11 protein-coding genes are annotated in these 12,168 nt (G+C 38.2%); 2 read left to right on the top strand and 9 right to left on the bottom strand.

Annotation, left to right across the window (positions count from 1 at the left end):
* Window positions 1-66: 66 nt before the first annotated feature.
* The 9 genes from ABVM49_RS06715 to ABVM49_RS06675 all read right to left on the bottom strand — a co-directional run bounded on the left by ABVM49_RS06715 (window position 67) and on the right by ABVM49_RS06675 (window position 9,255).
* Complete coding sequence (locus ABVM49_RS06715; RefSeq protein ID WP_405203561.1) at window positions 67-261, bottom strand: hypothetical protein; 195 nt, start codon at window positions 259-261, stop codon at window positions 67-69.
* Window positions 262-474: 213 nt separating this feature from the next.
* Complete coding sequence (locus tag ABVM49_RS06710) at window positions 475-1,176, bottom strand: hypothetical protein (RefSeq protein WP_405203560.1); 702 nt, start codon at window positions 1,174-1,176, stop codon at window positions 475-477.
* A 117-nt stretch (window positions 1,177-1,293) separates the two neighbouring features.
* Complete coding sequence (locus ABVM49_RS06705) at window positions 1,294-3,000, bottom strand: OmpA family protein (protein WP_405203559.1); 1,707 nt, start codon at window positions 2,998-3,000, stop codon at window positions 1,294-1,296.
* Between the two features lie 204 nt (window positions 3,001-3,204).
* Window positions 3,205-4,512, bottom strand: coding sequence for an NADH:ubiquinone reductase (Na(+)-transporting) subunit F (nqrF, locus tag ABVM49_RS06700; protein WP_405203558.1), 1,308 nt, complete (start codon window positions 4,510-4,512; stop codon window positions 3,205-3,207).
* Window positions 4,513-4,514: 2 nt separating this feature from the next.
* Window positions 4,515-5,249 carry an NADH:ubiquinone reductase (Na(+)-transporting) subunit E gene (gene nqrE, locus ABVM49_RS06695; RefSeq protein WP_035334627.1) on the bottom strand — a complete coding sequence of 245 codons (735 nt, stop codon included), beginning with the start codon at window positions 5,247-5,249 and terminating at the stop codon, window positions 4,515-4,517.
* Between the two features lie 51 nt (window positions 5,250-5,300).
* Complete coding sequence (locus ABVM49_RS06690; RefSeq protein WP_021778072.1) at window positions 5,301-5,948, bottom strand: NADH:ubiquinone reductase (Na(+)-transporting) subunit D; 648 nt, start codon at window positions 5,946-5,948, stop codon at window positions 5,301-5,303.
* Window positions 5,948-6,694, bottom strand: coding sequence for a Na(+)-translocating NADH-quinone reductase subunit C (locus tag ABVM49_RS06685; RefSeq protein ID WP_021778071.1), 747 nt, complete (start codon window positions 6,692-6,694; stop codon window positions 5,948-5,950). The genes ABVM49_RS06690 and ABVM49_RS06685 overlap by 1 nt, the downstream gene beginning before the upstream one ends.
* Before the next feature lie 2 nt (window positions 6,695-6,696).
* Complete coding sequence (locus ABVM49_RS06680) at window positions 6,697-7,905, bottom strand: NADH:ubiquinone reductase (Na(+)-transporting) subunit B (protein WP_299150451.1); 1,209 nt, start codon at window positions 7,903-7,905, stop codon at window positions 6,697-6,699.
* A 3-nt stretch (window positions 7,906-7,908) separates the two neighbouring features.
* The gene (locus tag ABVM49_RS06675; protein WP_405203557.1) at window positions 7,909-9,255 is read right to left on the bottom strand and encodes a Na(+)-translocating NADH-quinone reductase subunit A; all 1,347 of its coding nucleotides are present in this window, start codon (window positions 9,253-9,255) and stop codon (window positions 7,909-7,911) included.
* A 414-nt stretch (window positions 9,256-9,669) separates the two neighbouring features.
* Between ABVM49_RS06675 and ABVM49_RS06670 the strand changes: the two genes are divergently transcribed.
* The gene (locus ABVM49_RS06670) at window positions 9,670-10,923 is read left to right on the top strand and encodes a DUF5103 domain-containing protein (RefSeq protein WP_405203556.1); all 1,254 of its coding nucleotides are present in this window, start codon (window positions 9,670-9,672) and stop codon (window positions 10,921-10,923) included.
* 51 nt (window positions 10,924-10,974) lie between these two features.
* Window positions 10,975-12,168: a DUF3667 domain-containing protein gene (locus ABVM49_RS06665; protein ID WP_405203555.1), complete on the top strand. Its 1,194-nt coding sequence runs from the start codon at window positions 10,975-10,977 to the stop codon at window positions 12,166-12,168.

The following is a 12,168-nucleotide window of genomic DNA, read 5'->3' as shown; positions in this document are numbered from 1 at the left end:
ATATAAGTATTATTGAACGGATCAAGTTTTTCTGTAATCAACCAACCCGCTCAATTATTTATTTTCTCAATCAGCACTTCCTGCTGTAAGTGCTAGATAACTACAAGAGCCTATACCGAGAGTGCGACCCCCTGTCCAAGTATAATCTGCACAGGTAGCAGAATAGTTATACACTCCGCCTGGGATATCATTCCACTGAGCTATAGATGGACTAGTATCCTGACAGTCTACAAATCCCGTAGGAGGATCTTCTCCGTCCATCGTTTTAGTCCCTAACCCCTCTACTGTGATTATAATCTCACCACAACTAAGATCACCAAAAGCAGTAAAAGCTAACTAGGATTGCCCTTGTCACTCCAGATTTGAGTTTTCACCACTATCGTCATCATTAGAACAAGCAAAGCAGAAAACTGTAAAAATGGCTATTATTATATAATTGAATTTCATTTGTAACATTTTTTAGTATTCAAAGTGTTAGTCAATTGGACAACATTGTTTAAAACAAAAATTATCCCAATACCATCTCTCAGAAGGGTTAGATCCTTCATCTAAGCCAAAACCAAGACCCACTGTATTTTGAATTAATGAGTTAAAAGTCGCAATATCAGCTGGAGTTAGCGGACCAGTGACTCCAGCTAGCACCCATTCTCCCATACTATTAGATGGGAGACTCCCGCCAGAAGCAAGTTCCAATGGTACGCTGATTGTGACAGGCGCAGCGTTAGATTGTATTAAGCTAGCTGAGTTGAGCACAAAGAAAGCTCTAGGTGAGCCTGTTGCTATATTCCCACCTTGATAAATACCGATTGAATTATCTGACGTAGCTGAGTTACTTGATCCAGCTTCATATTCTACATCATACTGCAACTCACATCCAGCGGCAATAAAGTCTGACGGAAAATCAATATTATTATACACTACAGAACTGCCGCTAGCATCTACTGCTTGCAGTACTTGAGAACCATTACGGCTAATGATTTCTACATTGATTGCATTAATGGATTGCCAGTTTGATGCTGGTCCTAAATCATCTAATTCAAAATCAGTTAATAGTTCACAAGATTCTTCACAAGGTGGCTCAAGCATTTCTAATTCATACCCACACTCATCATCACTACAGCTCACTCCTAGAATGGCTAGTGACATTATTATTGTTATTTTATATATTGTTTTCATTTTGTTTTTAGATTAAAAAAAGGACCGCTTTATCTAAGCTAATTATCAACACCTTATCAGATCATAGTTCAACAATTATTGTTGTGATAAAGCAGTCCCTTTGGCTAACACTTAATTTTAATTACAGATTACTTTCATTTCTGTGCGTCTGTTTATTTGGTGTTTTGTCTCACTACAAGAAACACCATCTGCACACTCATTAAGTAATCTTGACTCACCGTATCCCTTACCTGTGATTTTGCTTCGGCTTACACCTTGCGAGACTACATAGTCTACCGCGGCATTTGCTCTGTTTTGAGATAGCGTTTGGTTATAAGAGTCTGACGCTCTAGAATCTGTATGCGAGCTTACCTCTACACGTATACCAGGATTATCTTTCATAAACTGTGCAAGCCTATTAAGCTCTGGTCGTGCATCTGGACGTATATCATATTTATCCAGATCATATAAAATATTATTTAATGTAATGGCTTTACCACACTCTGCTTCTTCTAGACAGATCTCAAGCTTTACAAAGAGTGTTGTACTTCTGTCATACTCGGCTGGGTTTATTGTAACCGTTTGAGAAAAGTATTTATCTTTCTTACCTCTCAACTCATAAGAGCCACGTTGCCCTATATGTAATATGTAGGTACCATTCTCATCTGTGATTGTACTTTTTTGTTCTGCAGCTGTGAGATTTTTTATAATGACATCTACACCAGGTAGTCCAGTTGCAGTATTACAGATAACGGCTTTACCTTGAAGAATAAAGTTTTCGTCTTCATAAAGAATCTCCTTTTGTAAGGTCTGTCCTTCTTTAAACTCAGAGGCACCTGCATTGTTACTAGTTAGACCCACCTCATAAAGTTGACCATCTATAACATAATCATCTTTTGCTATGTCATTAAACACTACTATACCAAATGTATTTGTAGTTCCCGTTTGCACTATATTACCTGCACTATCACGCAAAGCAACATCAGTATCAGGTAGTACTTGTCTTGTAAACTTATCACGAGCTGTCACCGCTAGCGAGTACTTCTCACAAGTAGTACAACACTTATTATCGTGCTTAGATTTTAACTTTATAGTTAACCCTGCAAATAGCCCTACAGATGATATATCGTGTTCACAAGCTTCTGCTCGCGTGTAAATATCACCAGTGAGGCTGCTACCCTGTTCTGAAATAATAGCATCATAATATCTAGCAGCCATACCACCATCAAGACTCTCTTGTACACCAAAATGTCTCATATAGTAAGCTCCTGCGTGTATGCCAAAAGTTTGATTAAAGAAATAGGTAAATCTCAGTTGAGCTTTACCCGTAAGAACACTACCCTCATCATAACCTGCGTGAAAGTTTAATCGATCATTTATAACAGTGTTCTCTCTCAACTCAGTCAGTCCGCCTTTTATACTAGCAAGACCACCTCTAAGATTTAGCTCTGCTTTAAACTTATTACTGGGTGACACATACTGAAAGTTAGGCCCTATACCATAAAAGAATCTAGTAATACCCTCCTCTCTCAAAGAGAAATCTGTGAGTGTTGTTCCTGAGATATCTATAAGATTATCTATAGGAAACGTGCTCTCCGGACTGTTTTTAATGTAATCTAGATCTAGCCCTATCCCAAACCATCTCCAGTAATAGTCTACAGAGAGACCCAGTTCAATACCTCCTTCATAATCTATAAAAGGAGTATCATTATCATATGTAGGAAAATCATATCCTACTCGGGGACTCAACTGCCAGTAATTGTGGTCAGGATGTGTCTGCGCTACACTCCCCCAAGTGCAAGCGAATACTACGAGTAGTACGACGGTTTTCATAAATGCTTTCATAATTAAAAGTTGTTGTTAATAATGATGCAAATATGAACCAGTTACATAAGGTGTAAAATAGCCACTACACGAACGGTAGTTTTGAGTACAGCAACGGTAATTTTAAAATGATAATAGATATGTACGCTTTCGCGAAAGCGTATAAAAAAACCCGATACATTGCTGTATCGGGTTTTTAGGTTTTCGCGAAAGCGAAATTATATACTATCCTCCAAAGTCATCAAAACGGATGTTCTCATCTGGAATTCCATAATCTTCTCCCATTTTCTGAACAGCATTGTTCATAAGTGGAGGACCACAGAAATAAAGTTCGATATCTTCTGGTGACTCGTGCTTGCTTAAATACTGGTCTATTACTACTTGGTGAATGAAACCTACAAAACCGTCTCCTTCTCCATCTGTAGAGTCTTTTACTTTCCAGTTATCTTCTTCCATAGGCTCAGAAAGTGCTAGATAGAATTTAAAGTTAGGGAATTCTCTCTCTAACTCACGGAAGTGTTCTAAGTAGAATAACTCACGCTTAGAACGTCCTCCATACCAGTAAGTAACCGTACGTCCTGTTTTAAGGGTTTTGAAAAGGTGATACAGGTGTGAACGCATAGGTGCCATTCCTGCTCCTCCTCCTACGTAAAGCATTTCTGCTTCAGATTCGTTTATGAAGAATTCTCCATAAGGTCCAGAGATTACTACTTTGTCACCTGGCTTTTGTGCAAATATGTATGATGAAGCAACCCCAGGGTTAACATCCATCCATTGGTTTTTAGCACGATCCCACGGCGGCGTAGCAATACGTACGTTAAGCATAATCTCGCGTCCCTCTGCTGGGAAGGAAGCCATAGAGTATGCACGCTCTACAGTCTCATTATTTTTCATTGTAAGTGGCCATAGACCAAACTTATCCCACTCTGTTTGAAACTTATCTGGTGTTTCGTGCTCTTCTGGGTGAGCAGTGATGTCTATATCCTTATAGTTAATTGTACACTCAGGGATTTCAATCTGGATATATCCTCCAGCTTTATACCCCATATCTTCTGGTATCTCAACTACAAATTCTTTAATGAATGATGCTACGTTATAGTTACGTACAACCGTTGCCTCCCATTTTTTAATTCCAAAAACTTCTTCTGGAATCGTAATATTCATATTTTGCTTCACCTTTACTTGACAAGCAAGACGTGCTCCGTGAGCAAGCTCCTTACGAGAGAAGTGTGGTGTTTCTGTAGGTAATGCTTCTCCACCTCCCTCAAGAACGTGACACTCACATTGTATACAAGTACCTCCACCTCCACAAGCAGATGGTAAGAATATTTTATTGTTTCCAAGAGTTGATAAGAGTGTACCTCCAGAGGCAACTTCAACTTCTTTTTCACCATTTATAGTAATTGTTACAGGTCCTGATGGAGATAACTTTTGCTTAGTAAAAAGCAATAAGCCCACAAGGATTAACGTAAGCACTAAAAAGGCAGCGATTGTTGCGATAACAACGCCAGACATTGATGCAGCTAGTAACATAATTAGTTTTCTTTTTCGTTAGCAATTTCAACCTCGATCATAGCTACGGGTTGCGTATTTTCTTCTTGTAACTCTATTTGAGCAGCTTCGGTAGCTGGTGCAGCTTCTTCTTCGTCACCACCAGTAAGCATTCCTCCAAAACTCATAAAACCTATTGCCATAAGACCTGTAATGATAAAAGTGATACCAAGACCTCTTAATGGAGCAGGAACATTTGAGTAACGTATTTTCTCACGTATCGCTGCAATTGCAAGAATTGCAAGGAACCAACCTATACCTGAAGATATACCGTAGTTAAAGGCAAGACCTAACGTCTGGATATCTCTAGATTGCATAAATAATGACCCTCCTAAGATGGCACAGTTTACTGCAATAAGTGGTAAGAAAATACCAAGTGAGTTATATAATGACGGAGAGAACTTCTCTACTACAATCTCTACCAGTTGTACCATTGTTGCAATAGTTGCGATAAATAGTATGAATGATAAGAAACTTAAGTCATAATCTGCATACTCTGGTCCTAACCACGCTAGTGCGCCATCACGAAGAATATACTGGTCAAGTAGCCAGTTTATAGGCACAGTTACTGCAAGTACAAATATGACAGCAGCACCAAGACCAACAGCGGTTGACACTTTTTTAGACACGGCTAGGTAAGAACACATTCCTAAGAAGGTGGCAAATACCATATTGTCTATGAAAATCGATTTGAAAAATAATTCAATATGCTCTAACATATCTTTGATTTTATAGGTTTACGCTTTCGCGAAAGCGTGATAATTCATTTTCTAGTTCTCTTCTACGAGTGCAGGGTTCTTACTACGCTGTACCCAGATAATGAGTCCAACTACGATAAGTGCCATAGGTGATAGTAACATAAAACCGTTATTCTCGTAGCCTATGCTGTATAATCCTGTTTTTTCTATAGGATCTCCTAGTACTTTAATACCTAGAAGCGTTCCTGAACCTAATAGCTCTCTAAAGAAACCTACTATGATTAAGATCACACCATAACCAAGTGCGTTACCTATCCCGTCTAAAAATGATCTGTATGGACCGTTACCTAAAGCAAAAGCCTCAAAACGTCCCATAATGATACAGTTTGTAATAATAAGACCTACAAAGACTGAAAGTTCTTTACTAAGCTCATAAGCAAATGCTTTGAGCGTCTGGTCTACTACAATTACAAGTGTTGCCACAACGATAAGTTGTACAATAATTCTAATTTTTGATGGTATGATGTTACGCATAAGCGATATCACTACGTTACCAATACCTAGTACGAATAGTACCGATACTGCCATTACGATAGACGCTTTAAGCTGAGCAGTAATTGCTAGTGCCGAACAGATACCTAATACTTGAATAGTAATTGGGTTATCATCTGCTAATGGATCAAGAATGAGTCGTTGATCTTTTTTTGATAGTATCGCCATTATGCTTTGGTTTTAAAATCTTTAATTACTGGAACGTAGCTCTTAAGCGTGCTTTTAATCATTGCACTCACACCGTCACCAGTGATCGTTGCACCTGCTAGAGCATCTACTTTATTATCGTCCTTACGTTCATTTTTTGGATCATTGTTACCTTTTGCAACTGTGATACCTGAGTACTGAGTGTCTGACATAATTTGCTCACCAGTAAAGTCGTCCATAAAGTAACGTTCTTTAATGTTTGCACCTAGACCAGGAGTCTCTCCTTTGTGATCAAAAAATACACCTTGTACAACTAGATCTTTATCTAGCGCTACATATCCCCAGATAGCATCCCAAAGTCCTTTACCGTACATAGGCACAACAAAAAATTGTTTACCATCACGCTCTCCTACAAAAAGAGGCATCTTGCGCTCATTTTTAGGCAACTTGCTTTGCTTCTTCATATCTACAGTAAATGCCTCATCACTTTGAGTCACTTTACCATTCTGGATGATGTAAGCTTCTTTAATGTACTTATCGTACTCTGCTTCTACCTTATCTGTAGGGATGAAGTTTACACCTCCATCTCCTTCTACATTCTCATTTACGCCCATTGCATAAAGAATGTTCTGCTGCTTTTCAAAGCGCTCATTTTCTTTAATAGCAGGCTTAAGACCTTGTGCTAGTCCTGCTAGAACTCCTCCTACTACGACTACCATAATAGTCGCAAAGAGAATTGTATATCCGTTTCCGTCTGTCTTTGCCATCGTTATGCTGTTTTAAGTTTAAGACGCTTCATTCTTCTCTTCACATTCCCTTGTACCACGTAGTGATCAATTGTAGGAGCAAATACGTTCATTAATAAGATCGCTAGGAATACTCCTTCTGGGTATGCTGGGTTAAATACACGTATCATAATAGATATAAAACCTATTAAGAAACCGTAAATGTATTTCCCTTTATTAGTTTGTGATGCAGTTACCGGGTCTGTTGCCATATATACTGCTCCAAATAAAATACTACCTATTATAAGGTGTTGCCAGAAAGGAACACTCATTAAGCCATAAAACTTACTAGTATCATCTATCCATCCTGCATCTACAACTCCATTAAAGATAAGTCCCATTGCTAGTGCTCCTACTATAGTAGAAAGTATAATTCTCCAGCTACCTATCTTTGTAAAGATTAAGAATAAGGCTCCTACAATAATGAGTATTTTAGAAGTCTCCCCTACAGATCCAGGAATAAATCCTAAGAACATATCTGTGTAGTCGTAATTAATCGTCGCTGCATTTTGAGCATAACTACCTAAGATAGTTTCTCCAGATATAGCATCTGGTGTTCCTGCTCTCTCTACTGCTTCGTGTACCCACACCTTATCTCCAGACATCCACGTTGGGTATGCAAAGAATAAGAAAGCACGTATAGTAAGCGCTGGGTTTAGGATATTCATCCCAGTACCTCCAAAAACTTCCTTACCTATTACTACACCAAAAACAACCGCTACTGCAAGCATCCATAACGGAATATCTACAGGTACAATAAGTGGCACAAGCATTCCAGTTACTAAGTAACCTTCCTCTACCTCGTGTCCTTTTATAACAGCAAAAATAAATTCTACAAGTAATCCTACACCGTAAGAAACAATTACTAATGGAAGTACTGTCCAAGCTCCTATAGAGAAGTTGTCTAGATTCCAGAAGTTAGTACTAAAGAACCCTTGAGCTGCTTCAATCTCTCCTGTTGCAAGGTAATGCTGGTAACCAGCATTAAAAATACCAAACAGTAAACAAGGAATCAATGCGATGATTACCGTGTTCATTGTACGTTTTAAATCATCTACCGCTCTTATGTGACCACCACTGTGTGTAGTCTCGTTAGGAGCGTATAAAAAAGTGTGAAGCGCGTTGAAAGCCGGAGCCATCTTCTTCCCTTCATACTTCATTTTAAGCTTATGTAAACTTTCTTTCATTCCCATAACTTATCCTATTTCTTTATACATAACATCTAATCCCTTACGAATGATCTCTTGGTGTGGCTGCTTAGACACACACATAAACTCTGTAAGTGCAAAATCTTCTGGAGCCACCTCATACATTCCTAAAGCCTCCATCTCGTCTAGATCTTCTACCATACAAGCCTTAAGGATTTGCATAGGGTAAATATCTAGAGGAAAAACCTCTTCATAGTTTCCAGTTACTACAAATGCACGGTGCTCACCGTTTGTATTTGTATCTAGATCATATTTCTTTTTAGGCTGTAACCAAGAAAAAGTAAGCGCTCTAGATGGAGAGATTTTATCAAAAACAGGCTTATTCCACCCGAAGAATTCATAATCATCACCCTCTGGTATTACTACAAACTCTGTTGCGTAAAACCCAAGAGCTCCGTCTGGCTTAACTTTAGTACCTGTCAATACATTACCAGAGATAAAGCGATTATTATCACCGTCTACACCAGCATCATATGCAAATGTAGATACCTCTGCACCTATGATTGTACGGTAATACTTAGGCGCTTTTATAGAAGACCCAGAAACCGATATCACACGTTGTGCGTTAAACTTACCTGTAAGTAACAACTCTCCTATTACAACAAGATCTTGTGCTGCAACCGTCCAGGCTGTCTCACCTTTGTCAATAGGACTTGTTTTATTTATTAAGGTTCCCACATTACCAGCCGGGTGTGGTCCTTTTACTGTATATGTTGTAACACCTGTAAGGCTTGCAAATACAGATGCACTAGAACCTATAGAAACGTGTACACCACCATCTGTAAGTTTTCCTAATGCTGTAACTGCTGCCTGCAGCTCTGCTTTCTTACCTGCTAGTACAAAATCAAGATCTGCAGCAAGTGGTCCAGTGTTTATACCAGATATAAAAACTGCTTTTGGAGATACTGTTGGGTTTGCAACCACATCATAAGGACGTTGTTTTATAAACGGCCACACACCACCTTCAAGCAATCTTGCTTTTACAGTAGCAGCATCTGCAGTTGGACTCAACGCTCCAAGATCACGAGTAGCACCAGCATAATCTGCTTCAATCACAATATCAGTAATCACACGGCGAGCGCCACGCTTGATTTCTGTAATTGTTCCAGCAACTGGAGATACAAATTTGATTTCTTCTTGAGACTTTGAGTAGAAAATCTCGTCTCCAGCCTTAAGGCTAGCTCCTTCTTTAAGGACCATTTTAGGAGTCACGAGATGAAAATCTGAAGGCCTAATAGTAATGGTACGCGATCTAGGCCCTTCAGAAATTGTCTTTTCTGCTTCGCCTACTAATCGGATATCAAGACCTTTTTTGATTCTGATGTCTTTTGACATATGTCAGTAGATTTATGTTATCTAAAATCCTCTAAAATTGAGGTGCGCAAATTTACAAAATACGTCTCATTTTTCCGAGCTAGAAAAAGTGAAAGTATTATTTATAACATTTCTAAATAAGAGTTTATCAATCTGTTTAATAAACAACCACTTTTTTAAGAAATCTATACTTAGACGCTCCACAAAATTCATAACGACTTCAAGTAGGCACCGCTACTCGTGGTTCATTTTCATTACAGACTCACATTAAGCACTTTACAAATTCAATTACTACTCCTCAACGTATTCAATTTCTAAAGTTTTAAATACGCTTTCGCGAAAGCGTAAAAAACACAGTACCACATCTTATCACGCATACCTCAACGCAATATCTCGGCATCAAATTTGTTTATATTTGGCAACCATCAGTCCACTATGAAAAATTATTTTACACTTTTCTTACTATTTGCAACGTTTACCACCTTTGCACAGGTAGCACAAGAAGTACCAGAACCTCCTTTTATTAAAACGGTACAATTTAACGCCAGCAGCACATCTGGAACCTCTTTACCCATACTACAACTAGGTAGCAGGTTGTCGCTTTCTTTTGACGATATTTATGGAGATGAGCGTGATTACTTTTATAAAATCACGCATCACAATGCAGACTGGACAGAGAGTAGCCTTGCTAGATCTGAGTATATGGACGGGATGGATAATGTGCGCATCCTCAATTTTGAAAACTCGGTTGCAACGCTCCAGTTATACACGCACTATGAGTTATCTATACCTAACCAGATGACTAAGCGTCTCACGAAAACAGGTAATTACATCCTTAGCATTTACGATGAAGAAGGTGAGCTCGTTTTCTCACGTAAGTTTATGATATTCTCACCCCAATTTAATGTGGGTGCTCAAGTAAAAAGATCAAGAGATTTACAATACATCAACACAAAACAAGTACTGCGATTTTTTGTAGACTCTGGAGATGAAGTTATTATAAACCCAAAACAAAATCTTCACACAGTTTTAATACAAAACAACAACCTCAAAACAGCCATTACAGGCATAGAGCCTCAATACAATATAGGTAACAGACTCGAGTATAGATATGATCAAGAGACCGCTTTCTGGGGTGGCAATGAGTTTTTTAACTTTGAAAACAAAGATGTGCGTGCCGCTACTTTTGCCATAAAAAGCATAGAGCTCAAGAGCCTGTATCACAATTACCTATACTCAAATCCAGCTAGGTATGACCAGCCCTACACCTACAATCCAGATATAAACGGAAACTTCCTCATAAACACCCTACAAGGTCGCACACCTCTTACCGAGGCAGAGTATGTATGGATACACTTCTCTTTGAGACACCCTAAACTTCTCGATGAACAGTCTATACATCTTTATGGAAACTTTAATAACTATGTAATAGACAATAGCACAAAACTGGAGTGGAACACCCGCACTAGAAGATACGAGCTACCGTACTTACTTAAACAAGGTTTTTACAACTACAATTATGTGCTAGTAAACAAAGATGGAAGCATAGATTATAAGAATAGTCTAGACGGGAATTTCTGGCAAACAGAAAACAATTATCAAATACTAGTGTATTACCGTAAGCCTGGAGGACGTTTTGATGAGCTGGTAGGCTTAGGGCAAACTAATTCTTCACAAATAACAAATTAGATTTTTACGCTTTCGCGAAAGCGTATTCACTAAAATCATATATTTACAGGGATGAAGGAAACACCTGTAAAATCTAACTCACGTAAGGCGATGAAATATCGTGGCGTTGAGTGCCTTAACTGCGGGCACCCGCTAGACCTCACCGATCGTTATTGTGCATACTGCGGGCAAATTAACACGACAAAACGGCTCACTATAAAAGACTTCTTTAATGAGTTTGTACTGAGTGTGTTTACTTATGACTCCCGTTTTAGATATACCGTTAAAGACCTACTTTTTAAACCAGGAACCATCACAAGGTATTATGTAGAAGGAAAGCGCCTCAAATATGCAAACCCCTTTCGGTTTTTTCTGAGTGCGTCCATTTCTTATTTTATATTACTCGCAATCATAGGTTTTATAAATGGTAACAACGACTTAGATTTTACAGATGAGGGTGTCGTGCAACTCAATGTAGACCAAGCCAAAGATGATATAGACTCCATAAAAGAAATCACAAAAGACATTGACCTCAACGAGCTTCAAAACCTCAACAATGAAGAAGCACAACTTCTTGAAGAAAAAATAAACAACACTGTAGAGAAGAGTGTAAAAAAGCTCAAAGAGAGAAAAGAAGCACAAGAAGCCAAAAAAGACTCCATCGTAAAAGTACCTTATGACACAAGAGCCGAAAGCTCCATAAACGGGATCTATCTTGAGAACATATTTACAAAAGGTGAGATATTTTACGACTTTTACGAATACACAGAAATAAGTGACCCAGAAGCTGCGCTCGATAGCTTAAAATACAGCAAGACCAGAACAAACGTATTTTTATATAGCAAGAATGAGGATATAAAACGCGTTAAGGATAATCCGGCTCGTTTTTTAAGATTTCTAGCTTCTAAGATTCCATTTTTCTTATTCTTTTTTGCACCTATTTTTGCGCTTTTCTTATGGCTAATTTATTCAAAGAAGAAGTTTAATTATATGGAGCACTTAGTCTTCATATTTCACATATTCAGCTGGGTGTTTTTAGTATTGCTTATTGCAATTATTCCAGACCTACTTATTGGAGATGAAATAGTTGCATCTCTATTACTCATTCTTGTGGGTCCATTTTACTTTTACAAGGCGTTGCGTAATTTTTATAAACAAAAACGCAGGTGGACAATTCTAAAATTTGTATTTTTAAACATAGTATTCTATTTAGGAGCGACATTATTTGCAGTAATCTTTTTTGCGATTACCGCATTTTTATTTTAA

It is taken from the genome of Dokdonia sp. LLG6352-1 (assembly GCF_045055815.1).
In the GTDB taxonomy this organism is placed as follows: Bacteria; Bacteroidota; Bacteroidia; order Flavobacteriales; family Flavobacteriaceae; genus Dokdonia; species Dokdonia donghaensis.
Note: the sequence above shows the minus strand (reverse complement) of the source record. Positions and strands in the feature narration are given on the sequence as shown.

Coding starts and splice junctions, on each gene's coding strand:
- ABVM49_RS06715 (WP_405203561.1), bottom strand. CDS start 261: ATGGACGGAGAAGATCCTCCTACGGGATTTGTAGACTGTCAGGATACT.
- ABVM49_RS06710 (WP_405203560.1), bottom strand. CDS start 1,176: ATGAAAACAATATATAAAATAACAATAATAATGTCACTAGCCATTCTA.
- ABVM49_RS06705 (WP_405203559.1), bottom strand. CDS start 3,000: ATGAAAGCATTTATGAAAACCGTCGTACTACTCGTAGTATTCGCTTGC.
- nqrF (WP_405203558.1), bottom strand. CDS start 4,512: ATGTTACTAGCTGCATCAATGTCTGGCGTTGTTATCGCAACAATCGCT.
- nqrE (WP_035334627.1), bottom strand. CDS start 5,249: ATGTTAGAGCATATTGAATTATTTTTCAAATCGATTTTCATAGACAAT.
- ABVM49_RS06690 (WP_021778072.1), bottom strand. CDS start 5,948: ATGGCGATACTATCAAAAAAAGATCAACGACTCATTCTTGATCCATTA.
- ABVM49_RS06685 (WP_021778071.1), bottom strand. CDS start 6,694: ATGGCAAAGACAGACGGAAACGGATATACAATTCTCTTTGCGACTATT.
- ABVM49_RS06680 (WP_299150451.1), bottom strand. CDS start 7,905: ATGGGAATGAAAGAAAGTTTACATAAGCTTAAAATGAAGTATGAAGGG.
- ABVM49_RS06675 (WP_405203557.1), bottom strand. CDS start 9,255: ATGTCAAAAGACATCAGAATCAAAAAAGGTCTTGATATCCGATTAGTA.
- ABVM49_RS06670 (WP_405203556.1), top strand. CDS start 9,670: ATGAAAAATTATTTTACACTTTTCTTACTATTTGCAACGTTTACCACC.
- ABVM49_RS06665 (WP_405203555.1), top strand. CDS start 10,975: ATGAAGGAAACACCTGTAAAATCTAACTCACGTAAGGCGATGAAATAT.